Below are 23,734 nucleotides of genomic sequence, written 5' to 3' on the forward strand. Positions count from 1 at the left end.
CGGCCGTCGCGGCCGCAGCCGCGGGGGCCGGTGCGGCCGCGACGGCAGACGGCTCGGCCGACTGCTGCTGCCAGCGCCACGCGCCCCAGCCGCCGACGGCGACCAGCAGCACGACGACGGCCGCGATCGGCGCCTTCAGCGAACGGCGCGGCGGTTCGGCGGGCGGCGTGACACGGCCTTCCAGATTCGCGAGAATGCGCGACTGCTGAGGTCCACCCTCGCCTGCCGGTTTCGTATCGGACAGCAGGCTGGGCGGAGTTTTCGAATTTGAATTTTCCGGCGCACTCATTCAGCGTCTCATTGAATCCTGGTTTAATTCACCGCGATAATATAGCCCGGCCTCTCGAAGCAGCCTGATTCTAAGAGCAAGCATTGCAAAACACAATCAATTCCAATTTCCGGGGATTTCATTGATTGCCGTCGCACTCGTCGCCTATTTCACCCTTGCCGTCGCGGTTGCGGCACTGTTGCTTTTACCGGGTGTCCGCACGACGGTTTTCGAATCCGTCGCCCAGTTTCACGGCCGTCTTACGCGCCGTGCGAACGATCGCGCCGCGCGCACGCGGAGTCAAATTGTTAAATCGGCAAGCGTTACACGCGACACTTTAAGCGACTTGCAAAATTTACTGATTCGGCGGCGCTTGATGATTATGGTCTCGGCGGGTATTCTTGCGACGCCGCCATTGGTCGCCATCGCGTTACGCGGCAGGCAATTGTTCCAGTTCGACGACACGGCGCGCGTGCCCGACGAGAAGATCGCCGCGCTATTGCAGGGCGAACAGCTCGTCCCGCCCCCGCCGTTGCCGCCGGAAGTCTTTGCCACCAAGGAAGTCGAGCAGGTGCGGCCGGCGCTGAAGGATGCGAGCCGCGACTGGAATCTGCTGGATCCGGATTTCCGTACGCGTTTGTTGCTGGTCTACAAGATCATGCACGAACAATATGGTTACGAAATGGCGCTGCTGGAGGGTTACCGGAGCCCGGAACGACAGAACCGGCTTGCGCAGATGGGCGGCAGCGTGACCAATGCGGCCGCGTTCCAGAGCTATCACCAATTCGGGCTGGCGGCCGACAATGCATTCCTGCGCGACGGCAAGCTGGTCATTTCCGAGAAAGATCCGTGGGCCATGCGCGGCTATCAGTTGTACGGGCAGGTCGCCGAGCAGGTTGGCCTGACCTGGGGTGGTCGCTGGAAAATGATGGATCTCGGGCACGTGGAATACCATAAACCCGGTTTTAAACTGGGACGCGGCAGCTAGCCAGGGCTGCCGGACAGGAAATAATGAGGGCGGCATGGGGCTTTTTAATCACCCGGCAGGAAACGATTTGGGCGGCGCAATCGATCGTGCATTTGGATGCGCGATTTTTTCGGGCCGCCGCTTCCGTTTTAAATCTCACAGCGTCCTTTCATTAATGCGCGCGCCGTCTCCGATGCCGCGAGCGCATTGATGCCCGCCCCCTTCACCCCGTTTGACAGCATGGCGACACATCGCGGCGCCACCCTTGCCGCTCGGCGCGCCTGCGTCGCCTCACCGAATCGCACCGGAACCTGAACGTCCTATGCAACGCATCCTCAACGTGCTGACTCATCCGCGTACGCTCTCGATCGTCGGGATCGTCGCGCTAGCGGCGATTCTCTTCATCGTCGCCGACATGCTGCAGCTGCCGCTCCTGTGGGCGGCGATCGCGTTCGCGGCGATCCTCGCGCTGTGGCTCGGCGTCGCGCTGTGGCGCCGCTGGCGCGTGAAGCGCGCGAACCAGCAGCTCGGCGCCGTGCTCGAGGAGCAGGCGGAAACCGGCACGATCGCCGCGCCGGCCGCGGCCGCCGCCGGGCCCGATACGCGCACCGCCGACCTCGACGTGCTACGCACGCGTCTGTCCGACGCGGTGAAGACGATCAAGACCTCGAAGATCGGCCAGGTGTCGGGCGGCTCCGCGCTGTACGAACTGCCGTGGTACATCGTGATCGGCAACCCGGCCGCCGGCAAGAGCAGCGCGGTGATCAACTCCGGCCTGCAGTTCCCGTTCGCCGACAAGAACAGCGCGGTGATCCACGGCATCGGCGGCACGCGCAACTGCGACTGGTTCTTCACGACCGAAGGCATCCTGCTCGACACCGCGGGCCGCTACTCGGTGCATGAAGAAGACCGCACCGAATGGCTCGGCTTCCTCGGGCTGCTGAAGCGCTACCGTCCGAAGGCGCCGATCAACGGCATCATCGTCACCGCGAGCATCGCCGAACTCACCGGCAACCGCCCCGAATTCGCGATCAACCTCGCGAAAAACCTCCGCCAGCGCGTTCAGGAGCTGACGGAAAAGCTCGAAGTGTTCGCACCGGTCTACGTGATGTTCACCAAGGCCGACCTGATCACCGGCTTCACCGAATTCTTCAGCAGCAGCGACAAGCACGAATACGACCGCGTATGGGGCGCGACGCTGCCGTACGAGCCCGACGAGAAGCGCGACGTCGTCGCGCTGTTCGACGAGCGCTTCGAGGAACTGTACGAAGGCCTGAAGGAAATCAGCGTCGCGCAGCTGTCGCTGTCGCGCGGCAACCAGCTGTCGCCGGGCCAGTTGAGCTTCCCGCTCGAGTTCTCGACGGTCAAGCCGGCGCTGCGCGCCTTCCTCGCGACGCTGTTCGAGAACAACCCGTTCCAGTACAAGCCGATCTTCCGCGGCTTCTATTTCACCAGCGCGCTGCAGGAAGGCGAAACCAGCAGCACGGCCGCGCAGCGCATCGCGCACCGCTTCGGCCTCGACGCGAACGCGCTGCCGAAGCCGCACAGCGCGTTCTCGAAGAACGGCTTCTTCCTGCGCGACCTGTTCTCGAAGGTGATCTTCGCGGACCGCCAGACGGTGCGCCAGTTCGCGAGCCCGACCAAGACGCGCCTGCGCTATGCGACCTTCTTCGGCTTCGTCGCGGCGCTCGCGCTCGCGCTCGGCGGCTGGACCTGGTCGACGATCGGCAACCAGCAGCTGGTCGCGAACGTGCAGGCCGACCTCGACAACGTGACGCGCCTGCAGCAGGGCCGCAACGACCTGCAGTCGCGCCTGCAGGCGATGGACATCCTCGAGGACCGGATCGACCAGCTCGAGCAGTTCCGCCGCGACAAGCCGCTGTCGGTCTCGCTCGGCCTGTACCAGGGCGACCGCCTCGAACAGCACCTGCTGACCGAGTACTACAACGGCGTGCGCCAGATCCTGCTGAACCCGGTATCGCAGAACCTCGCGTCGTTCCTGAAGGACGTGAACGCGCACCCCGACCAGCTCGTGCCGATGACGCGCCCGCCCGAGTCGGGCGCCGTGCAGGCGAACGCGCTGCCGGTGTCGACGAACCCGGCGGGCGCCGCACCGCAGGCCGGCGCCGCGCAGCCGTCGTCGTCCGTCGCGGGCGCGCTGGCCGCGCCGCAACCGCCGGCTGCGCCGCAGAGCGGCCTCTACAGCGACGCGTCGCCGACCAACGTGCAGGACGCGTACAACGCGCTGAAGACCTACCTGATGCTGTCCGACAAGCGCCACGTCGAACAGGCGCACCTGACCGACCAGCTCGCCCGCTTCTGGCGCGGCTGGCTCGAGACGAATCGCGGCAACATGCCGCGCGACGAGATGATCAAGAGCGCCGAGCGCATGATCTCGTTCTATCTCGCCCGCGTGAACGACAACGACTGGCCGATGATCGACGCGAACTACGCGCTCGTCGACCAGACCCGCGAGAACCTGCGCCGCGTCGTGCGCGGGATGCCGGCCCGCCAGCGCGTCTACGAGGAAATCAAGGCGCGCGCATCGACCCGCTTCGCGCCGATGACGGTCGCGCGCATCGTCGGCGACGGCAACCAGTCGCTGGTCGCGGGCAGCTACGCGATTCCGGGCACGTTCACGCGCGAGGCATGGTTCGACTACGTGCAGCCGGCGATCCGCGATGCGGCGACCAAGGAACTGCAGGCGAAGGACTGGGTGCTGAACACGTCGACGCAGGACGACCTGACGCTCGAGGGCAGCCCCGAGCAGATCCAGAAGACGCTGGTCGGCATGTACAAGACCGAGTATGCGCAGCACTGGCAGAAGTTCATGCAGGGCATCGCAGTGCAGGGCTTCAGCAGCTTCGGCCAGGCCGTCGACGGCATGAACCGCCTCGGCGACCCGCAGGATTCGCCGATCCGCAAGATCCTCGAGACCGCGTACGACCAGACCTCGTGGGACAACCCGTCGCTCGCGAACGTGACGATCAAGAAGGCGCAGACCGGCGTCGTGAACTGGGTCAAGCAGCTGTTCACGCGCTCGCAGGCCGGCCAGATCGCGGCCGCCAACATCGACATCAACGGCAATCCGGTCGAGGTGCCGATGGGTCCGATCGGCCAGGAGTTCATCGGCCTCGCGCGGATCGTCGCGACGCATGACGGCACGTCGTTGCTGAAGGGCTACATGGACACGCTGTCGAAGGTGCGCACGCGCTTCAACGTGATCAAGAACCAGGGCGATCCGGGCCCGGGCGCGCGCCAGCTGATGCAGCAGACGCTCGACGGCAACGGTTCGGAGCTGGCCGATTCGCTGAAGTTCGTCGACGAGCAGATGCTGACGGGCCTCACCGACTCGCAGCGCAAGTCGCTGCGTCCGCTGCTGGTGCGGCCGCTGATGCAGGCGTTCTCGGTCGTGATCCAGCCGGCCAGCGTCGAAGTCAACAAGGTGTGGAACGCGCAGGTCTATCAGGCGTTCCAGAGCTCGCTCGCGACCAAGTACCCGTTCGCCGCGAACGCGAAGGTCGAGGCCGGCGCCGGCGAGATCGCGCAGGTGTTCGGTCCGGACGGCTCGATCGCGAAGTTCGTCGGCACGACGCTCGGGCCGCTCGCGGTGCGTCGCGGCGACACGCTCGCGGCGCGCACGTGGGGCGACATGGGCCTCGCGCTGTCGCCGGACTTCACGAACGGCTTCGCGCGCTGGGTCGCGCCGCTGTCCGGCGGCGCCGCAGGCGGCGCGGCCGCGTCGTCCGAGCCGCAGACGGTGTTCCAGATCCTGCCGCAGCCGAGCACGGGCACGACGGAATACACGATCGCGATCGACGGCCAGCAACTGCGCTACCGCAACACGCCGCCGCAGTGGACCAACTTCGTGTGGCCGAACCCGCAGGGTTCGCCGGGCGCGACGCTGTCCGCGACCACCTTCGACGGCCGCACGATCCAGCTCGTCAACGAGCCGGGCCGCTACGGTCTCGAGAAGCTGATCAACTCGGCGCAGCGCAAGCGCCGTCCGGACGGCACCTTCGACCTGACGTGGGCACAAGGCAGCGTGAGCGTGTCGGTGACGATGCGCATCATCAGCACGTCGCAGCCGACCGGCGGCGGCGGCGACCAGCCGCAGCAGCAGAGCCTGCGCGGGCTGCAGCTGCCGTCGTCGGTCGCCGACGTGAGCGCGGGCGCCGCGCAGAACGCGGCCCAGACCGGCGCCGGCGCGCCGGGCGCCGCGCCGGCCGTCGCGGCCGCTACCGGAACGAATGCACAGGGGGCGCAATGACGCAAACCGTTCAGGCGCAAGTCGCCTACTTCGGCAAGATTCCTTCGCGCGGCGACTTCGTGAAGAGCGCGCACAATCCGCAGCTGCTGCAGACGCTCGACCGCTGGATCGCACAGGCGCTCGAACTGCTCGCGGAGGATCCGCGCTGGAAGCTCGTCTACGAGGATGCGAAGCCGATGCACTTCGCGTTCCTCGGTTCGCGCAGCAAGCTCGCGATCGCCGGGCACATGGTCGCGAGCCACGACGTGTCGATGCGCCGCTTTCCGTTCCTCGGCGCGACCGCGCTCGAAGTCGACCGGCCGCTCGCGTTCCTCGCGCGCAGCCCGCTCGCGTTCGCGCGCCTGTGGTCGCGCATCGCCGCGCAGATGCCGCCGCTGCTCGGCAAGGACGAGCCACCGGGCGCGCTGCAGGCGCTCGGCGACACGCAGGTGCCGATCGACGTCGGCGGCCCCGGCACGTCGCATGACGGCACCTTCAACGATTTCGTCGAGCACCAGTCGCTGTACGGCCTGCAGCAGATGCTGCTCGAGAGCGGCCATCCGGTGCGGCTGCGCGGCGCGATGCTCGCGCTCGGCTCGCTGCTGCGCCCGGTGATGCAGAGCGGCTCGTCGCACATCGAGCGCGGCCTCACGCTGCCGCTGCCGGTCGACCCGTTCTACCGCAGCCTGGTCGCCGCGTTCTGGCTCGAACTGATCGCCCCGTTCGTCGCGCAGGCCGACTTCGAGCTCGCGATCTTCATCGGCACGATCGCCGAGCGCGAGCGGCTCATCATCGGCTTCAACGGCGCGTCGGCGAAGACGCTGCTGAGCGTCGTCGACCCGCAGACCTACGCCGCCCACAACATCGACATCGACGATCCCGAGTGGATCGACGCCCATGCGCAAAACGATCAGCAGATCAGCAAGCTCGTCAGCTACCTCGACCAACCGCAACTGTCGCTGCGCGTCGCAATCGACGCGTTCCGCGAAGCGTTCATCGGAGGCTGACGGGATGCACCAGATGACTCACGCCCGGCGCACGCCGGGTGCCGCCCTCCGCGCCGCCCTCCTCGCTGCCGGGCTCGTCGCGAGCAGCGCGAGCTTCGCGCAGAACACCGGCGCGACCGTCACGCCGGTCGGCAACGGCACGGTCGCGACGGCCGCGCTGCCCGCGAACGCGAATCCCGGCGCGGTGCCGCCGGCCGCCGGCTCGGTCGTGCACGGCACGGCCGGCACCGCGGGCACGATCACGCCGCCGCCCGCGAACGCGACGCCCGGCCAGGTGGTCGTCGGCGGCAAGGTGCCCGACGAGGCGACCAAGGCCGCCGTGCTGCAGAAGCTGCGCGACACCTACGGCGCGGCGAACGTGGTCGACCAGATCGAGGTCGGCGACGTCGCGACGCCGCCGAACTGGAGCGCGAACGTGCAGAAGCTGCTCGGGCCGCAGCTCAAGCAGATCAGCAAGGGACAGCTGAAGATCAACGGCACGCAGATCGAGATGAAGGGCGAGGTGCACAACGAGGCGCAGCGCCAGCAGCTCGCGAGCGACATGGCGAACACGCTGAACCCGACCTACACGATCCGCAACGGGCTGCGCGTGTCGGCGTCCGAGCAGGGGCTGCTCGACCAGACGCTCGCGAACCGGACGATCGAGTTCGAAACGGGCAGCGCGACGCTGACGCCGCAGGGCAAGCAGATTCTCGACCAGATGGCGGCCGCGCTCGCGAAGATGCCGAACCGCACGGTCGACATCATCGGCCACACCGACAACTCGGGGAACCGTACGTCGAACATCGCGCTGAGCCAGGCGCGCGCGGATGCGGTGAAGGGTTACCTGATCACGAAGAACATCACGCCGCAGCAGATGACGACGACGGGCGTCGGGCCGGATCAGCCGATCGCCCCGAACGATACGGCCGAAGGGCGGGCGAGGAATCGGCGGATCGAGTTCCGGGTGGGGCAGTAACGCCAGCCGGCCGCCCGTCGCGGGGGCGGCCCGGCCGACAGCGGGCGGCGCCGGAAAGGGCGCCGCCCGTTTTGCGTTTACGACTGCTCGTCCGGCCTCACCCCCAGCAGCTCGCGAATATGCGACAGCGAGCCGTCGTCCTTCACGACGCTCTCGAGCCACTTGTGCAGCGGCATGTCGGCCCATTCGGCCGCCTTGTCGGCGAGATACGCGACCGGGCTGTGCGGCTCGGTCTGGCGGAAATAGCGTGCGACCGCGCGCAATTGGTCGACGGCCTGCGCACGGTTCTGGATGCCGGCGATCATCTGCGGCGCCGGCGCGCGCGGAACGGACTGCGGCTGCACGTGAGTCTCCTCGGTCTGGATCGGATTGCCGAACACCGGCTCGATGCGCTCGGGCTGCGCGGACGCCGCCGCCTGCGTATGCGGCGCGCTGCCCGTATAGCCCTGCTCGCGCGCAAAGCGCTCGGCAAGCCGGTATACGGTCTCGAACGCGTCGCGCGCCTGCCGGAAGCTCGGCGCGGAATCGCCCGCGCGGCCGACCAGCGTTTCCTCGAACGCGTCGAGCGCGAACTCGAACGCCTTCAGGTTCGCGAGCAGCGTCGCGTAGAACGCGATCGGCGTCACGCGCCGCGACGCGTCGATCTGCTCGACCGACGGCTTGCCGCGCGCGATGTCGTCCGCGTGCTCGGGGTCGCGCTTGATCGCCTGCGCGACGTGCTGCGCGACTTCCCAGTCGAGCGTGGTGAACGCGTTCGACGCGCCGTCCGTCATCGGAATGCCGCGCAGCAGCTCGGCCGTGCGGCCGGACAGCCACGCGACGTTGCCGAGCCGGTATTCGATGTCGTCGCCTTCCGGCAGCGGGTGCACGGTGTCCCAGTACTCGCGGCACAGCCCTTCGAGCAGCGCATAGCCGTCGGTGAGGCCCGTGATGCCGTCCTCGAGCGCGAGCGCCTCGGTGAGCCACACCGCGAGCCGCAGGTCCTTGGTGCGCGTGCGCAGCAGTTCGCTCGCGCGATCGACGACGAAGCCCCAGTCGGCTTCCTTGATCTCGGTCACCCATTCGCCCTGGTCGAGCGTCGGGTCGTCGTAGCGCCGCGCTTCCTGGATCGCGTCGAATTCGTTCGAGAACAGCAGGTCGTCGCCGGTGGGCGACGCGTCGCTGACCGGCGTCAGCAGCTCGGGAAGATTGATCGGCATGGTTCAGTGAATCCGTTGAGGCATGAGGTTGCGCGGGCCGCGCTCATTCGACGGTATACGCGAATTCGCCGGCCTCGTCCGCGCGCACCGCGATGCGCGCGATGGCCGCGCCGTCGGCGATCCGGCCCAGCACATGGCCCGCAATCTCCGGCAGCAGCGTGCCGTTCAGGATGTGGTCGACGTTGCGGGCGCCCGAGTCGACCTCGGTGCAGCGCGCGAGCACCGCATCGACGAGCGACTCGTCCCACTCGAACACGGCCTTGTGGTTCGCCTCGATCCGGCGGCGGATCCGCTCGAGCTTCAGCTCGATGATCTCGGCCAGCACGTCGTCGGAGATCGGGTAGTACGGCACCACCTTCATCCGGCCGAGGAACGCGGGCTTGAAGGTCTTGTACAGCTGCGGGCGCAGCGCGTCGGCGAGCGCGTCCGGATCGGGCAACTCCTCGGCCGGCTTGTTCAGGCATGCCTGCATCACCGCGGCCGAGCCGACGTTCGACGTCAGGATGATCAGCGTGTTGCGGAAGTCGATCTCGCGCCCTTCGGCGTCGTCCATCATGCCCTTGTCGAACACCTGGAAGAACATCTCGAGCACGTCCGGGTGCGCCTTCTCGACCTCGTCGAGCAGCACGACCGAATACGGATTGCGACGCACGGCCTCGGTCAGCACGCCGCCCTCGCCGTAGCCGACGTAGCCCGGCGGCGAACCCTTCAGCCCCGACACGCTGTGCGCTTCCTGGTACTCGCTCATGTTGATCGTGACCATCTTGCGCTCGCCGCCGTACAGGATGTCGGCCAGCGCAAGCGCGGTCTCGGTCTTGCCGACGCCCGACGGCCCGACGAACATGAACACGCCGCGCGGCTTGTTCGGATCCTCGAGGCTCGCGGACGCCGTGCGCACGCGCTGCGCGATCGCGTCGAGCGCATGGTCCTGGCCGATCACGCGCGCGGCGAGCAGCGGCTGCAGGTTCAGCACGGTGTCGATTTCGTCCTTCACCATCCGGCCGAGCGGAATGCCCGTCCACGCGGCGACGATCTCGGCGACCACATGGCCGTCGACCTGCAGCGGCACCATCGGCTCGCCGCCCTGCAACGCATGCAGCGCCGCGACGCGCTCGGCAAGCTTGTCGCGGGCGGCCTGCACGTCGACCGGCTGGCCGTCGTCGGACGGGCCGCGTGCATGGTCGAGCGTTTCGCGCAGCTCGGTGATCTCGGCGACGATCGCACGCTCGGCTTCGTAGCGCGCCTCGTCCTTCGCCAGTTGTTCGAGCGCCGCGTCGCGCTCGGTGCGCAGCTCGCCGAGCCGCTCGTCGTGCGCCGCGCCGCCGGCCGCCTCGCGTTCGAGCGAGGCGATTTCCGCATCGATCCGCTCGATGCGCTTTTTCGTATCGTCGATCGCCGCCGGCGTCGCGCTGTGTGCGAGCGCGACCTTCGCGCATGCGGTGTCGAGCACGCTGATCGCCTTGTCCGGCAGCTGGCGGCCGCTGATGTAGCGATGCGACAGGCGCACGGCTTCGGTGATCGCGTCGTCGAGGATCCGCACGTTGAAGTGCTTCTCCATCAGCCCGGCCATGCCGCGCAGCATCGCGGCCGCGAGCGGCTCGCTCGGCTCCTCGACCTTCACGACCTGGAAGCGCCGCGCGAGCGCCGCATCCTTCTCGAAGTACTTCTTGTATTCGCTCCACGTCGTCGCGGCGATCGTGCGCAGCTCGCCGCGCGCGAGCGCCGGCTTCAGCAGGTTCGCCGCATCGTTCTGGCCGGCCTGCCCGCCCGCGCCGATGATCGTGTGCGCCTCGTCGATGAACAGGATGATCGGGTGCGCGCTCTTCTTCACCTCGTCGATCACGCTCTTCAGCCGGTTCTCGAACTCGCCCTTCACGCTCGCGCCGGCCTGCAGCAGCCCCATGTCGAGCACGTGCAGCGCGACGCCGCGCAGCGGCGGCGGCACGTCGTCGGCCGCGATCCGCAGCGCGAGGCCCTCGACGACCGCGGTCTTGCCGACGCCGGCCTCGCCGGTCATGATCGGATTGTTCTGGCGACGCCGCATCAGGATGTCGATCGCCTGGCGAATCTCCGCCTCGCGGCCGATCACCGGATCGATCTTGCCGTCGCGCGCGCGCTGCGTGAGATTGGTCGTGTACGTGTCGAGCGCGGGCGTCTTCGACGGGCCGGCCGCGGGCGCGCCGCCGTCGGCCGCAGGCGCGGCGTCGCCGTCGCCCGCGTCGGTCTGGCGCGGTTCGGCTTCGCTGGAGCCGGCCACGATTTCGTCGAACTTGTGCTTCAGGTCCGTCACGTTGACGTCCGCGAACTGCGCGGACATCCGCTGCGCGAACTGCGCGAGATCGGGCGCCGTCAGCAGCGCCAGCAGCAGATGCCCGGAACGGATGCGGCCGAGCTGCGAATCGAGCGACGCGATCAGCCACGCCTGCTCGAACAGCGCGATCAGGTGCACCGAGAACACCGGCGTGCGCGTGTTGCCGGTCTTCAGGCGCGTCAGCTCGCGTTCCAGGTCGGCGCGCAGCGCGTGCGGATCGATGCGGCTCGCGCGCAGCGCGAGCGGCAGGTCGCCCGCCGGCTCCTCGAGCAGCGCGAGGAACAGGTGCTCCAGATCGACCTCGTAATGGCCGCGCGCCAGGCATGCGCTCGCCGCGCGCTCGGTCGCATGCCGGCACAGCGGATTCAGTTTCGTGATCAGGGTCTTCAGGGGCGTGCTCATGGCGTCGATCTCAGGTTCGATTGCGTGTCTTGTTGTCGGGATCTGCGTGCGGATGGAACGCGCATGCGCTGCATCGGCGAGCAGACCCTTGGAATCAGTGAATCACGTGCAGCTCGTAGCGTGCATCCGCGCGGTCCTCGGCGGCATCGCGCGTGCACAGGAACGCGTCCCAGCCGAGCCGCGAGCCCGCGCCGAGCACGCTCGCGCCGACCTCGGTGCGCTTGAGCACGAGCTTGACCTCGTATTCGAGCGTGACGCCGGCCAGCAGCGTCAGCATCCGTTCGAGCGCGACGGCCTGCGCGCCGCCGGGCAGGAACGCCTCGTAGTCGCGCTTGGACAGCGGGCCGACGACGATCCGCGCGCGCATGTCGCGCTGCCACACGCGCTCGCCGACGAGCGCCGTCGCGCCGAGCACCGCATTGACCTCGCCGAGCACGCTCAGCTGGTCGGGCGGCACGTCGTACCACTTGCCGACGAACTGGTCGATCTTCACCGGCACGCGGAAGTAGTCGGACAGCGTGCGCTGCAGGTACGCGGCCGACATCGGCCGGTGCCGCGCGGCCAGCGCGTAGCCGGCGACGGCCTCGTCGAGCACGCCGCCGACACCGGCCGCGAGGCTGTCGCGCACCTCGTCGTTCGGCACGCCGGCGATCGCGAGCAGCAGCGGCAGGTAGCGCTCGTCGCGATCGAGCTCGTAGTGGAACGGCAGCCGGTACTTCTTCCACGCGGCATAGAACAGCGCGGTCGCGCGGTTCGAGAACACGTCGAAGAACGCGCGCGCCGCATGATCGCGCTTCAGGTGTTCGCGCGCGACGATCTGCTCGGTGTAGTGCAGCGGCAGCGCGCCCTGCCCGCCGAGCAGCCCGAAGAACGCGGGCGTCAGCTCGACGTGGCCGAGCTCGCCGGCCGCGAGCGCCGCTTCGCGCTGCTCGCCCGAGTCGAGCGGCGTGCCGTCGTCGCCATACGAACGAGCGCCTTCGATCTCGCTCGGCGGGAAGCCGAGCGACAGCGTGTTGCGGAATTCGATGCGCTGCGCGACGACGTCGCCCTGCCGCCACGCGCCGGGCGCGTCCGACGCCTGCCGCGCGAACAGCCCTTCGAGCACGCGCACGGCCTGGAAGAACTCGAAGCGGTGCGGCTCGTCGAGCAGCGCGTCGACTACGCCAGGATCGATTCGCCGGTGCGGGGCTTGCATCGGATGATCTCCTCGCCGGTGCGCTTCGACACGACGACTAGTTGAACGAAACTGTTGAGGTGCACGTACAGCCCGAAGAAGCTGTCGAGCACGCGTACGAACGAGGCGAGGCTCGCGCCGACGAAGTGTTCCTCGTCGATCGTCAGCCGCACCTCGATGCCGCGCACGAAGGTCGCGAACGGCTTGCCGGGCAGCCATTGCACGGCACCGCGCTGCTCGACGCTGACCAGCCCGTCGATCTGGCGCGTCGACACGGCGGTGCGCCGCAGGTCGTACAGCGTCAGCATTTCCTTCAGCGGCGCGAGGCCGTGCGCGACCAGCGACACGTGATTCAGCGCGAGGTGCGACACGAGCCGCCAGTGCGCGGCGCGGCCGCGCTCGAAGCGCACGCTCTGCGTCGGGCGGCGCAGCAGCGCGATGCCGCTCGTCTGCGCGCCGCCTTCCTGGAACAGGTCGCCGCCTTCGAGGCCGAACGCGAGCATCGCCGGCAGGTCGCGGTTCGTGCAGGTGAGATCGAGGCTCAGCGTGTCGGTCTGCGGCGACGTCGGCTCGAAGTCGATGTCGACGATCGAGATCTCGGTTTCGTAGCCGGGACTCTTCTGCGCGACCCAGTCGTTGCGGCGCGCGAACCAGTAATGGCCGATCCGCGCCGCCTCGCCGTGATGCAGCGAATAGAACGGCCGGAACTCGATCACCGATTCCTCGTGCGCCTGCTGCCGGACCAGCTTCACCGAGTCGATCGAATACACCTCGTACGCGAACGCGCGCCTCGCCTCGGCGATCACCGGGTACGACACCGCGCGATGCGTGATGCGGATCGGCTCGCCGTGCTGGCGGAACAGGTTCACGATCGGCGTGCAGAACAGCCGGAAGTGGCTCGCGCTCAGCAGTTCGAGCAGCCGTGCGACATGCGAGTCGCTGCGCACGTCCTGCAGCACGAGATGCAGCGTCGCGCGCTGGCAGCGGCCCGCCGCGCGCGCGATCGCCGCGAGATCGAAGTCGACGAAGTCGAACTTGTCGGGAAACGCGAAGTATTCGGTGAGCAGGCGATATGCGGGGTGCGACTTCGCCGGATAGTCGATCAGCGCATCGTCCTCGTCGAAGCCGGCCTGCGCGATCGGCAGCTTGCGCAGCGCGGTCCAGCGGCCGTTGCGCTCGGGCTCGACATACGCGCCGAGCACGTTGACGAACAGGCAGTCGGTCAGCTCGGCGACGAACGACTGCTCACCGTGCAGGTGCGCGCGCAGCGTCGGCAGCTTCAGCGCGCCGAGATCGAGCTGCGCGGCGAGCGATTCGAACGTGATCGAGATCACGCCGGTCGCGTTGGACGGCAGCACCGTCGCACTCGGCGCGAGCGCGACCGGCGTGTAGCGCGCTTCCGAGATGCGGACGGGCGCGAGCGTCACGTCGTACGCGGTGCGGAACCGGCACTGCACGCCGCGGATCGGGCGGCTCTTGAGCTCGGTGCCGCGCCGGATCACGACCGGCTCGGTCTGCTGGCCCGGCGCCGCCGGTGCGAACTGCGCGATCGAGCAGGACGGAAACGGCCGCAGGTAGTGCGGATACAGCACTTCCAGCAGCGCTTCGGTGAATTCGGGGTAGTCGTCGTCGAGCTTCTTGTTGATGCGCGCGCCGAGCAGCGCGAACGACTCGATCATCCGCTCGACGTGCGGATCCTCGCAGTGCTCGCCGGACAACGCGAGGCGCGCCGCGATCTTCGGATAACGTTCGGCGAAATCCCGCGAATAGCGCCGCAAAAACGATAATTCGCGCTCGTAGTACGGCAGCAATTCTTCCATCGACGACCCCGAAGCTCTTCCATTCCTTGCCGGACCCTGATCCGCCACCGGGCGGTCCGGCCCGCTCGGCGGCTTGAATTACGGCATTCGCGCCGCGCGCGCGCGCGTTACCGAATACTGCAGCGTCGACGGTTGCAGCATCGCGTCGAAGCTGACCGGCTCCTCGGCCGGATGCACGACGAGCAGCGCCTGGATCGCGAAATAAAGCGCGTTGGTCGACTGCTCGTTCAGCTCGAACGTCACCTGCACCTGCTGCAGCCGCGGCTCATGGCGCGCGATGGCCTGCTGGATCGACTTGCAGATGAACGCGCGATCGTAGTGGCTCGCGAGGCTCAGCCCGGCGAAATCGTTCAGCCCGTAGGTCAGCACCGACTTCTGGCACTCCGGCAGCGCGGCCAGTTCGGACTCGGTGTGCGCGATACGGGTATTGAGGATCGCCTCGACGTCGCGGGCGACCGTGTTCTTCAGCTCGTCCAGCGACAATTGCCGCATCGCCGCCGAGGCCGGCAGGTGCGGTTCGTCGTCGAACAGCTTGTCGAGAAAACTCGGTTCGAATCGTTTCATCGGCCGGTGCGCAACAGCGAAAACGGCAACGGAGCGCCGCGCGCCCCGTTGCCGCAACCGACCTTAGACCGCGTAGGTCTTGTCGTTCTTGGTCAGGCTCCAGGCGCCCTGCGTGTTGCCGCCCTGGTTGCCGCCGATCTTCTGCTGGGTCTGCTTCCACTGCACGGCTGCGTACTTCAGCGAGAACGTCTCGATCGGCAGGCCTTCCTCGCGGACGCTCGGCGCGATGCTCGAGATGATCACGTACTTCAGCTTGACTTCCAGGTACTGCACGCGCTTGCCTTCACCGTCCGCGCGCGAGAAATGGACCGTCACTTCGTCGAACGTGGTGCCGCCCGACGCGTGCTGATACAGCAGCGGGCTCGACGAATCGATTTCCTTCGTGAAGATCATGTCGCCGTGCTCGCAACGCGTCATCGTGTGACCGCCTGCGGTCGATGCGGTTGCCGAACGCGGCTGCAGGATCGAGTGATCCCACGATTTCAGTTCGATCCAGCCCTGATGGTCCTTGTCCGCGGATTCGCCCTTCACCGCCGGACTACCAAACTGCAAGTGCATATGTAACATGGCCCTTCGACTCCCCAAAGAGGTGGTTTTAACGTCCTACCCAGGCGGCCCGCCCAGGCGATTTGCTCGCTTATGAATTTGCCGGTTTGGGCAGATCAGCGACAAGCCGCAGAGAAATCGAGAGTTCGTCGAGCTGGAAGTGCGGGCGCAGGAATGCGACCGAACGATACGAGCCCGGCTTGCCCGGAATCTCCGCTACTTGTATGGATGCCTCGCGCAGCGGGAATTGCGCCTTCTGCTCCTGCGACGCGTTGTCGTCGAGCAGCACATACTGCGAAATCCACCGGTTGAGGAATGTCTCCACGTTCTGCGCCGACGCGAAGCTGCCGATCTTGTCGCGCATCATCGCCTTCAGGTAGTGCGCGACGCGCGATACCGAGAAGATGTACTGAAGCTGGGCGGACAGGACGGCGTTCGCGTTCGCGCTGTCGGTGCTGTATTTCTTCGGCTTCTGCACCGATTGCGCGGCGAAGAACGCGGCGTAATCAGAATTCTTGCAATGGACGAGCGGGATGAAGCCGAGGTCGCTCAGCTCCTTCTCGCGGCGATCGGTGATCGCGATCTCGGTCGGGCACTTCAGCGCGACTTCGCCGTCGTCGGTCTTGAACGTGTGGGTCGGCAGGTCCTCGACGAGGCCGCCGCCCTCGACGCCGCGGATCGCCGCGCACCAGCCGAAGTCGTCGAATGCGGCCGTCAGGCGGGCGGCAAACGCCCACGCGGCGTTGCACCACAGATACTTGTCGTGGTCGGTGCCGTCGACATCCTCGACGAAGTTGAAGCTCTCGGCGGTCTGGCCGTCCTTCGGATTGAACGGCAGGCGGCCGAGGAAGCGCGGCAGCGTGAGGCCGACGTAGCGCGAATCCTCGGAATCGCGGAACGACTTCCACTTCGCGTATTCGACCGTGTCGAACACCTTGCCGAGATCGCGCGGCTTGCCGAGGTCGGCGAACGACTCGAGGCCGAGCAGCTCGGGCGACGCCGACGCGATGAACGGCGCATGCGCGGCCGCCGCGACGTGCGACATCTGCTCGATGAAGTACATGTCCTCCGGCTGGCGCGAGATCTCGTAGTCGCCGATCAGCGCGCCGAACGGCGAGCCGCCGAAGGTGCCGAACTCTTCTTCGTAGACCTTCTTGAACAGCGCGCTCTGGTCGAACTCGCTCGCGCCCTTGAAGTCGCGCACGAGGTCGCGCTTCGGCGCATGCAGCGCCTTGATCTTGATCGTCTGGCCGGTGTTGCTTTCCTTGACCAGGTAATCCATCCCGCGCCACGTGCTTTCGAGGCGCTGGAATTCCGGCGCATGCATCACCGCGGACAGCTGCGTCGAGATCAGGCGGTCGAGCTCCGCGACGCGGGCGTCGATCGTCGCCGACAGGTTGTCCGACACGATCACCGTGCCGTCGAGCACCTGGTGCACGAGCTCGCCGATCAGGTCCTTCGCGCGCGCGTGCTCGGAATCGGATTTCGCGACCTTGCTCTTCTCGACGATATCGTCGAGCAGCGAAGTCCCGGCGGCGTATTCCGCGCCGCTTGCTTGGGCCGGAGCCGTTTGCTGGTTCATCTCAACACTCCGTCGTCATTCGCCGTCTTTGTCGCCGCCCGTGCCCTTCGCGAGCTCCTGCAACTGCTGCGTGTTCTTCAGCACCTCGGACAGCAGATCCTCGAGCTTGTCGTTGCCGGCCAGCTTGTTGCGCAGGTCGGCGAGCTTCGAACGCGCCTCGAGCAGGCGGCGCAGCGGCTCGACCTGCTCGACGACTTCGTCCGGGTTGAAGTCCGACAGCGAACGGAACTTCAGGTCGACCGCGAACTTGCCGCCTTCCGGGCTCAGGCGGTTTTCCACCTGGAACGCGGCGCGCGGCTCGATCGCCTTCATCACGTCGTCGAAGTTGTCGCGGTCGATATTGACGAACTTGCGGTCGCGCAGCTTCGGCTGCTCGATCTCGGACTGGCCCGCCAGATCGCCGACGACCCCGACGACGAACGGCAATTCCTTCACCTCGATCGCATCGCCCTTCTCAACCTCGTAGGTCAGCTGGACGCGCGGCGGCCGTATTTTTTGCAAGCTTTTCTGAATGCTTTCTTTCTTGGCCATCTCGACGGCTCCCAGGTTGGTTGTGGTTTGGTCGATCCGCTCAGCGCAGCGCGCTGAACGGGTCGCCGCCCTTCTGCGGCGTGCCGGCGCTCACCGGCGGGGGCGGGGGCGGCGTGGTTGCCGCGCCGCTGTCGGCGGCCTCTGTACGGGCCGTTGCTTTCGGACGATGCAGCCGGGTGCGCGTCCACTTCTTGGGCTGCGCCTTCTGCTCCGGCGGGAACAGCGCATTCTCGCCCAGCGTTTCGCGCAGCTGCTTCGCCAGCGCCTGTGCGTCCGACTTCGCATCGCCCGCGAGCGAGGCATCCTGACGCAGCTCGCCGAGCGACTGCGTCGCGATGCGCAGGCCCGCGACGGCCAGCACGCTCTTCGCCTGACGGTCGGTCGCGTCGCGCTGCAGCGCTTCCTGGGCGGCGACGATCGCCTGGCCATAGTGGTTCTGGGCGAACTGGATCTGCGCGATGCGCGACCACGGTTCCTCGCGCGTCGGGTCCGACTTCGCGAGCTGCTGGTAAAGGCCGAGCGCCTTGTCCTGATCGCCCGATTTCGCAACCGCGTCCGCATCGGCCAGCGACTTGTTGAATACATCGGCGGTCGGCGGCGTCGGCTGGGTCGCACAGCCGGCGATCACGCCGCAGGCCAGCACTACCCCGGACAATTTTGCGAAGAGACGGTCTTTCATCGTTATATCCACCGGCGCGTGAGTTTTAAAATCGTTGAGAATCTGGTTCTTTTGCTTTGCAAGAAGCGCGCGGGTATAGTACCGATCAATTTTTCATAATTCAATCGTCGCGTGCAGAGTAATTCCTTTTAAAACCGTGCGCCACCCCCTCGAAAAGCCCGTCGCAGCACGCGTGCGACGATTTTCTCTGCGGCCGGAATGCGCAAGTTTTACTGGTTGCCGGGCGCATCGCCCGGACAACGGAAAAAATTTCCGAACGCCTGCCGCGGCGCGCGCTGCTTAATAGTTGAACGGTGGGATGGCCGGCATTCGCGTCGACGCTGAAATGCCCGGTAGATTTGACAGGGAGTAAAAGGCGACACGCCGGAAACACGATGAGACCGTCCATGATTCGCTACGCGCTGCCGCTGGTCGCCTGCGCGCTTCTGGCCGGCTGCGCGGCCGCCCCGCTGCTCGGTTCGGCCGCGAGCGCCGTCATGTCGGCCGCCGGCATCGGCAAGCCCGAGGTGCCCGACGCACAGAAGCCGCCGCGCAACATCGGCATCACGCTCGCCGCGGCGCCGAACCTGAACGCCGCGACCGACAACAAGCCGCTCGCGCTGGTCGTGCGGCTCTATGCGCTGAAGGACCCGACCTCGTTCCAGCAGGCGCCGTTCGACGCATTTACCGATCCGACCAAGGAAAAGGCCGCATTGGGCGCCGACCTGCTGAACGTGCGCGAAATCACGCTGATTCCGGGCCAGCGCTATACGGCAACCGAAAAGGTTTCGCGTGAAGCGCAGGCGTTCGGCATCGTCGCGCTGTTCCGCGATCCTGCACTCCAGCGATGGAAACTGACGTTCGATCCGGCAAAGTCGGAGAAATCCGGCATAATCATCGGCCTGCATAATTGCGCGATGACGGTCACCGACGGCACGGTCATCGCACCGCAACAGGGTGCGCCGTCACAACCGCTCAATTTGCTTTCGTCGGTGAGCTGCGGTTAAGCATGACGCACGAATGTCAATTAACAAGAGTTAACACTTGGCGATTTAATTCGGGCACGAACAAATCGATTACATCGCAACGCCACATTAACCGGATTTGACATGAGTTATTCGGCCAAGGTGCTGTGGGGGGAGGGGCTGTTCCTCCGGCCTCAACATTTTCAGCGGCAGGATGCGTACCACGAAGCGCGCCTGTTCGAGTCCATCCAGGCGATCCAGCCGTACAACTGGGGCGTGCGCTCGGTGCGCATCGATCGCGACGCGCTCGGCAGCAACGTGCTGCGCGTCGCCGAGCTCGCGCTCGTGTTTCCGGACGGCGCGCTGTATGCGGCGCCGCAGGCGGACGACCTGCCGCCGCCGATCGCGCTGGACACGCTGCCCGACGGCATCAACGAATTCGTGTTCTATCTCGCGCTGCATCCGCTGCGCGAGAACGGCACCAACTACAGCGACGATCCGGCCGCCGGCTTCACGACGCGCTTCGTCAGCGAGCAGACCAGCGTCGCCGACAACTTCACCGATGCGGCCGAGGCCGACATCACGTTCCTGAAGACGCAGGTGAAGCTGATCGCGCACAGCGAACCGCGCGACCAGCTGCTGTCGGTGCCGCTCGTGCGCGTGCGCCGCACCGCGACGTCCGGCTTCGAGATCGACGACAGCTTCGTGCCGCCGTGCCTCGCGATCGACGCGTCGCCGATCCTGCACCAGCGGCTGCGCCAGCTGATCGACGCGCTGCAGGCGAAGGTGAACGCGCTGTACGGTTTCCACCGCGAGCCGTCGAAGAACATCATCGAATTCCGCTCCGGCGACATCGCGTCGTTCTGGCTGCTGCACACCGCGAACGCCGCGTTCGCGACGCTTGCGCACCTGCACCAGCACGCGGCGCTGCATCCCGAGCGGCTGTTCCAGGAACTGCTGCGCCTTGCGGGCCAGCTGATGACGTTCTCGAAAGGCTATTCGCTCGCCGATCTGCCCGTGTACCGCCACGACGATCCGGGGCCGGGCTTCGCGCGCCTCGACCTGATGCTGCGCGAGCTGCTCGACACCGTGATCTCGACGCGCTACTTCGCGATCACGCTCGACGAGGTGCGTCCGTCGTTCCATCTCGGCCGTCTCGACTCCGGCAAGATCGACGAGAAGACCGCGTTCTACCTCGCGGTGTCCGCGGACCTGCCGAGCGTCGAGCTCGTCGAGGCCGTGCCGGCCCGCTTCAAGGTCGGCGCACCCGACGACGTCGACAAGCTCGTGCTGTCGGCGATGCCCGGCGTGCGGCTCGCGTATACGCCGCAGGTGCCGCCCGCGATTCCGGTGCGCCCCGGCGCGTGCTACTTCGCGCTCGATTCGCGCGGCGCGCTGTACGAGCGCATGCTGCAGGCCCAGTCCGCGATGATCTACGCGCCGACTGGCATCAATGACCTGAAATTCGAACTGATCGCGGTCACATCATGAGCTACGCGCCTTCCCTGTTCGGCGACAATGCGCCGGCCCCCATGCATACCCCGGCGTCGACGGACGCCGCGTTCCAGGCCCGCTCGCTGCTCGACCTGCTGTACGACGGTTTCTTCATGCTGTTCCTGCTCAAGAACGGCCGCGAGCCGGACAGCGCGAGCGAATTCAGCACGCGTATCCAGGAATTCCTGTCGGATTTCGAGCGCGGCGCGAAGAAGCTGAACATCGCCGCCGAGGACGTATACAGCGCGAAGTTCGCGTACTGCGCGGCGGTCGACGAGATGGTGCTGTCGTCGCAGTTCAAGATCCGCCCGGACTGGGAGCGCCGGCCGCTGCAGCTCGTGCTGTTCGGCGAGCAGCTCGCGGGCGAGAAGTTCTTCACGTATCTCGAGGATTGCCGCGCGCAGGGCGCGGCGCGGCTGCAGTCGCTCGAGGTGTTCCACATGTGCCTGCTGCTCGGTTTCCAGGGGAAGTATCTGCTGGAAGGGCCGGAGAAGCTGGCCTACCTGACCGCACGGCTCGGCGACGAAATCGCGCACATGAAGGGCAAGCGCGCGCCGTTCGCGCCGCACTGGCCGCTGCCGGACCAGATCGCGCATCGACTCAAGCGCGAAGTGCCGGTGTGGGCGATCGGCGCGGTGTTCGCGCTCGTCGCGCTGCTCGGGTATCTCGGGCTCAATACCTATCTGAAGGACAAGACGCTGCAGGCGCTCGCCCCTTATTCGCAGGTGATCAAGGTCGGTCCGGAGTCGGCCAATTTGACGATTTCGTTGCCGTAAGAGCGCGGCTGCGCAAGCGCGTCGTATGACGAAGAAAGGACCGCTGCAGTTCACGGGCGGTCCTTTTTTCATGGTGAAGCGGACGTCGATCGTTGCGGCGCGTGGCGGTGCGCGATTCGCGCGCGCCGGGTCGGCTCGCGTGTCGTCAGAACAGGATGAACGCGTCGTTCTCGACGTAGAAGGAAAATGCGTCGAGCAACTGCGCGATGCTCGGTTCGTCGATCTGGTCGTGCGCATTGATCACGATGTCCTCGATCGTCGCGCTGTCCAGCGTGATCTGCCAGCCCGGCTGCCGGGCGACGGCCGGTACCGCGTCGTCTTCCGCATCGGGAGGGTCCTCGGAGAATGCGCCTTCGGTGTCGAGCGTCCACGGCATCGGCGGCAGGTACAGCCATCCGGAAAAATCGCCGGGACGTTCGAGAATGTGCTTCAGCGACACTTCGGTCGCGGGGGTGGTCGACATGGGAGTTGTAGCTGGAATCAGTCGGCGTGACGGTTACGAAAGATTGTGCGTCGCTGCGATCGCATCGGCGAGCCGTGATTATGCCAATTCCGATCCGGCCAACATCGCGCTTCGCTGGAAAAACGGCCAGGAGCCCTTTACCAGCAGCCACGTCACCCAGTGCGCGTTGAACTCGCCGAGGTTGTCCTTGACCAGCATGTCCGGCATCCCGGCGCCGCGTTCGACATGGACGGACTTGCCCCCGTACTCGTCCGTGCAGACACCGCCCCGATGGAATCGATTGCAATCAGGGCCAATTCGACTTCCAGCGCGGCCCGGTTGCGAGTAGTGTCTACGTGCCCGTATTCCGGCCGCGCCGGGTCCGATCGGGATTCCGGCGCTCACTACACGACATCGAAACCCTGGAGATCTGCGATGAAACGTTCGAAGTTCCTGCTGTCGGGCCTGCTGCTCGCGTCGGCCCTCGGCTTCACGGCCGTCGCCGCCCATGCGGAAGACCTGCTCGACTCCGTGAAAAAAGCCGGCGTGCTGCGCGTCGGTCTCGAAGGCACGTACCCGCCGTTCAACTCGCGCGGCACGTCGGGCCAGCTCGAGGGCTTCGACGTCGATGTCGCCAACGCGGTTGCCGGCAAGCTCGGCGTGAAGACGCAGTTCGTGCCGACCGAATGGAGCGGCATCATCGCCGGCCTGCAGGCCGGCAAGTTCGACGTGATCGTCAACCAGGTCACGATCACGCCGCAGCGCAAGGAAGTGCTCGACTTCAGCCAGCCCTACACGTATTCGGCCGCGCAGTTGATCCAGCGCAAGGACGATACGCGCGACTTCAAGTCGCTCGAAGACTTCAAGGGCAAGAAGCTCGGCGTGACGCTCGGCACCAACTACGACCAGATGGCGCGCGCCGTGCCGGGCATCGAGGTGCAGACGTACCCGGGCGCGCCGGAGAAGCTGCGCGATCTCGCCGCCGGCCGGATCGAGGCGACGCTCGACGACCGCCTGATGCTGCCGTACATGATCAAGACCTCGAACCTTCCGCTGCGCCCGGGCGCCGTGCTGAACGGCGGCAAGCAGGAAATGGCGATCCCGTTCCGCAAGGGCAATCCGAAGTTCGAGAAGGCGATCAACGACGCGCTGACTTCGCTGCGCAACGACGGCACGCTGAAGAAGATCTCGATGCACTGGTTCGGCAGCGACGTGACCGTGCCGGTCGCGCAGTAATCCCCTCGCACGTCGACGCGTCACGTCCTTCGCTCGCGCGAAAGGCGTGACGCCCGTCGCTCGACCTTGTGCGGTTCCGGACGGCGCGCGCCTTTCCGGTCAGGCCGCCTCGTCGAACCGCGCGAGCAGCATCTGGCCGGTCGGCGTCAGCGCAGGACGCGCGGCCACCGGGTTCGTGCGGCTCTGCGTGTCGTCGACCAGCTGCTTCTCGACGAGCACCGCGAATGCCGGATTCGACGGATCGACGCTGTCCGGCGCACGCGCGACGCGGAGCAGCATCGAGAATTCATGCGGACTCAACATGGACTTTGTCTCCTGATCGCTCGATCCGAGGCGATCAGCGTCGCGCTCGTTCGGCGAATGTCATTGCGCACACCCGACGGGCATGAAACCTCGCAGGCTGCCCGCGACGCAGGCACGGCATCGCAGGCGCGCGGCACCGCCCCGAACCGGGGCGATCGCATACCCGAGCGGCGCGCACCGGGCGTGCCGCCGCGACGGGAAGTGCAACGTTAGGGGCGCTTCGTGACGTAGCCGTGACAGCAAAACGGGGGCGCAACGACATCGCGCGCATCGTGCGCGAAC

The 23,734-nt window shown here is 66.7% G+C and carries 19 protein-coding genes and 1 pseudogene; 8 read left to right on the top strand and 12 right to left on the bottom strand.

Annotated features, from left to right (window positions below):
* Window positions 1-289 (bottom strand): annotated as a pseudogene (locus BST28156_RS14425) (phage tail protein); the annotation flags it as partial.
* Window positions 290-410: 121 nt separating this feature from the next.
* On the opposite strand from BST28156_RS14425, the gene BST28156_RS14430 reads away from it, so the two are divergent.
* The 4 genes from BST28156_RS14430 to BST28156_RS14445 all read left to right on the top strand — a co-directional run bounded on the left by BST28156_RS14430 (window position 411) and on the right by BST28156_RS14445 (window position 7,449).
* On the top strand, window positions 411-1,256 hold the full coding sequence (locus BST28156_RS14430; protein WP_060246198.1) for a M15 family metallopeptidase: 846 nt from the start codon (window positions 411-413) through the stop codon (window positions 1,254-1,256).
* Between the two features lie 301 nt (window positions 1,257-1,557).
* Complete coding sequence (gene tssM, locus BST28156_RS14435; protein ID WP_060246199.1) at window positions 1,558-5,505, top strand: type VI secretion system membrane subunit TssM; 3,948 nt, start codon at window positions 1,558-1,560, stop codon at window positions 5,503-5,505.
* Window positions 5,502-6,491: a type VI secretion system-associated protein TagF gene (gene tagF, locus BST28156_RS14440; RefSeq protein ID WP_060246200.1), complete on the top strand. Its 990-nt coding sequence runs from the start codon at window positions 5,502-5,504 to the stop codon at window positions 6,489-6,491. The genes tssM and tagF overlap by 4 nt, the downstream gene beginning before the upstream one ends.
* A 13-nt stretch (window positions 6,492-6,504) precedes the next feature.
* Window positions 6,505-7,449 (top strand): OmpA family protein, encoded by a 945-nt coding sequence (locus tag BST28156_RS14445; RefSeq protein WP_254596378.1) that lies wholly within the window; start codon window positions 6,505-6,507, stop codon window positions 7,447-7,449.
* 77 nt (window positions 7,450-7,526) lie between these two features.
* Here the strand turns inward: BST28156_RS14445 and tssA are convergent, their stop codons facing one another.
* From tssA to BST28156_RS14490, 9 genes are all read right to left on the bottom strand, one after another.
* Window positions 7,527-8,648, bottom strand: a complete 1,122-nt coding sequence (tssA, locus tag BST28156_RS14450; protein ID WP_174902536.1) for a type VI secretion system protein TssA — start codon at window positions 8,646-8,648, stop codon at window positions 7,527-7,529.
* Between the two features lie 43 nt (window positions 8,649-8,691).
* Entirely contained in the window at window positions 8,692-11,361 is a 2,670-nt protein-coding gene (gene tssH, locus BST28156_RS14455) for a type VI secretion system ATPase TssH (protein WP_174902537.1), read from the bottom strand.
* Window positions 11,362-11,455: 94 nt separating this feature from the next.
* Complete coding sequence (gene tssG, locus BST28156_RS14460) at window positions 11,456-12,556, bottom strand: type VI secretion system baseplate subunit TssG (RefSeq protein ID WP_059482932.1); 1,101 nt, start codon at window positions 12,554-12,556, stop codon at window positions 11,456-11,458.
* On the bottom strand, window positions 12,520-14,355 hold the full coding sequence (tssF, locus tag BST28156_RS14465; RefSeq protein WP_009691917.1) for a type VI secretion system baseplate subunit TssF: 1,836 nt from the start codon (window positions 14,353-14,355) through the stop codon (window positions 12,520-12,522). Before tssF ends, tssG begins: the two co-directional genes overlap by 37 nt.
* A 78-nt stretch (window positions 14,356-14,433) precedes the next feature.
* Window positions 14,434-14,919, bottom strand: a complete 486-nt coding sequence (gene tssE / locus BST28156_RS14470; RefSeq protein WP_009691916.1) for a type VI secretion system baseplate subunit TssE — start codon at window positions 14,917-14,919, stop codon at window positions 14,434-14,436.
* A 63-nt stretch (window positions 14,920-14,982) separates the two neighbouring features.
* Window positions 14,983-15,486: an Hcp family type VI secretion system effector gene (locus tag BST28156_RS14475; RefSeq protein WP_009691915.1), complete on the bottom strand. Its 504-nt coding sequence runs from the start codon at window positions 15,484-15,486 to the stop codon at window positions 14,983-14,985.
* Between the two features lie 70 nt (window positions 15,487-15,556).
* A complete protein-coding gene (gene tssC / locus BST28156_RS14480; protein ID WP_060246205.1) occupies window positions 15,557-17,047 on the bottom strand; it encodes a type VI secretion system contractile sheath large subunit in 1,491 nt (496 codons plus the stop codon).
* Window positions 17,048-17,062: 15 nt separating this feature from the next.
* The gene (gene tssB, locus BST28156_RS14485) at window positions 17,063-17,578 is read right to left on the bottom strand and encodes a type VI secretion system contractile sheath small subunit (protein WP_060246206.1); all 516 of its coding nucleotides are present in this window, start codon (window positions 17,576-17,578) and stop codon (window positions 17,063-17,065) included.
* Window positions 17,579-17,618: 40 nt separating this feature from the next.
* Window positions 17,619-18,257, bottom strand: coding sequence for a tetratricopeptide repeat protein (locus tag BST28156_RS14490; protein ID WP_060246207.1), 639 nt, complete (start codon window positions 18,255-18,257; stop codon window positions 17,619-17,621).
* Window positions 18,258-18,631: 374 nt separating this feature from the next.
* On the opposite strand from BST28156_RS14490, the gene tssJ reads away from it, so the two are divergent.
* From tssJ to icmH, 3 genes are all read left to right on the top strand, one after another.
* Window positions 18,632-19,243 (top strand): type VI secretion system lipoprotein TssJ, encoded by a 612-nt coding sequence (gene tssJ, locus BST28156_RS14495; protein ID WP_060246208.1) that lies wholly within the window; start codon window positions 18,632-18,634, stop codon window positions 19,241-19,243.
* A 102-nt stretch (window positions 19,244-19,345) separates the two neighbouring features.
* Window positions 19,346-20,692, top strand: coding sequence for a type VI secretion system baseplate subunit TssK (gene tssK, locus BST28156_RS14500; RefSeq protein WP_060246209.1), 1,347 nt, complete (start codon window positions 19,346-19,348; stop codon window positions 20,690-20,692).
* On the top strand, window positions 20,689-21,471 hold the full coding sequence (gene icmH / locus BST28156_RS14505) for a type IVB secretion system protein IcmH/DotU (protein ID WP_009691910.1): 783 nt from the start codon (window positions 20,689-20,691) through the stop codon (window positions 21,469-21,471). Before tssK ends, icmH begins: the two co-directional genes overlap by 4 nt.
* Window positions 21,472-21,616: 145 nt before the next feature.
* On the opposite strand, the gene BST28156_RS14510 is transcribed toward icmH, so the two are convergent.
* The gene (locus BST28156_RS14510; RefSeq protein WP_174902538.1) at window positions 21,617-21,934 is read right to left on the bottom strand and encodes a DUF7716 domain-containing protein; all 318 of its coding nucleotides are present in this window, start codon (window positions 21,932-21,934) and stop codon (window positions 21,617-21,619) included.
* A 414-nt stretch (window positions 21,935-22,348) separates the two neighbouring features.
* Between BST28156_RS14510 and BST28156_RS14515 the strand changes: the two genes are divergently transcribed.
* Entirely contained in the window at window positions 22,349-23,149 is an 801-nt protein-coding gene (locus BST28156_RS14515) for a transporter substrate-binding domain-containing protein (protein WP_060246212.1), read from the top strand.
* Between the two features lie 99 nt (window positions 23,150-23,248).
* On the opposite strand, the gene BST28156_RS14520 is transcribed toward BST28156_RS14515, so the two are convergent.
* On the bottom strand, window positions 23,249-23,452 hold the full coding sequence (locus BST28156_RS14520; protein WP_060246213.1) for a hypothetical protein: 204 nt from the start codon (window positions 23,450-23,452) through the stop codon (window positions 23,249-23,251).
* Between the last annotated feature and the right edge of the window lie 282 nt (window positions 23,453-23,734).

Origin of the sequence: Burkholderia pseudomultivorans (assembly GCF_902499075.1) — a bacterium.
GTDB lineage: Bacteria > Pseudomonadota > Gammaproteobacteria > Burkholderiales > Burkholderiaceae > Burkholderia > Burkholderia pseudomultivorans.

Coding starts and splice junctions, on each gene's coding strand:
- BST28156_RS14490 (WP_060246207.1), bottom strand. CDS start 18,257: ATGAAAGACCGTCTCTTCGCAAAATTGTCCGGGGTAGTGCTGGCCTGC.
- BST28156_RS14510 (WP_174902538.1), bottom strand. CDS start 21,934: ATGTCGACCACCCCCGCGACCGAAGTGTCGCTGAAGCACATTCTCGAA.
- tagF (WP_060246200.1), top strand. CDS start 5,502: ATGACGCAAACCGTTCAGGCGCAAGTCGCCTACTTCGGCAAGATTCCT.
- tssJ (WP_060246208.1), top strand. CDS start 18,632: ATGAGACCGTCCATGATTCGCTACGCGCTGCCGCTGGTCGCCTGCGCG.
- tssG (WP_059482932.1), bottom strand. CDS start 12,556: ATGCAAGCCCCGCACCGGCGAATCGATCCTGGCGTAGTCGACGCGCTG.
- tssE (WP_009691916.1), bottom strand. CDS start 14,919: ATGAAACGATTCGAACCGAGTTTTCTCGACAAGCTGTTCGACGACGAA.
- tssF (WP_009691917.1), bottom strand. CDS start 14,355: ATGGAAGAATTGCTGCCGTACTACGAGCGCGAATTATCGTTTTTGCGG.
- BST28156_RS14445 (WP_254596378.1), top strand. CDS start 6,505: ATGACTCACGCCCGGCGCACGCCGGGTGCCGCCCTCCGCGCCGCCCTC.
- tssC (WP_060246205.1), bottom strand. CDS start 17,047: ATGAACCAGCAAACGGCTCCGGCCCAAGCAAGCGGCGCGGAATACGCC.
- icmH (WP_009691910.1), top strand. CDS start 20,689: ATGAGCTACGCGCCTTCCCTGTTCGGCGACAATGCGCCGGCCCCCATG.
- tssB (WP_060246206.1), bottom strand. CDS start 17,578: ATGGCCAAGAAAGAAAGCATTCAGAAAAGCTTGCAAAAAATACGGCCG.
- BST28156_RS14520 (WP_060246213.1), bottom strand. CDS start 23,452: ATGTTGAGTCCGCATGAATTCTCGATGCTGCTCCGCGTCGCGCGTGCG.
- tssK (WP_060246209.1), top strand. CDS start 19,346: ATGAGTTATTCGGCCAAGGTGCTGTGGGGGGAGGGGCTGTTCCTCCGG.
- BST28156_RS14475 (WP_009691915.1), bottom strand. CDS start 15,486: ATGTTACATATGCACTTGCAGTTTGGTAGTCCGGCGGTGAAGGGCGAA.
- BST28156_RS14515 (WP_060246212.1), top strand. CDS start 22,349: ATGAAACGTTCGAAGTTCCTGCTGTCGGGCCTGCTGCTCGCGTCGGCC.
- tssH (WP_174902537.1), bottom strand. CDS start 11,361: ATGAGCACGCCCCTGAAGACCCTGATCACGAAACTGAATCCGCTGTGC.
- tssM (WP_060246199.1), top strand. CDS start 1,558: ATGCAACGCATCCTCAACGTGCTGACTCATCCGCGTACGCTCTCGATC.
- tssA (WP_174902536.1), bottom strand. CDS start 8,648: ATGCCGATCAATCTTCCCGAGCTGCTGACGCCGGTCAGCGACGCGTCG.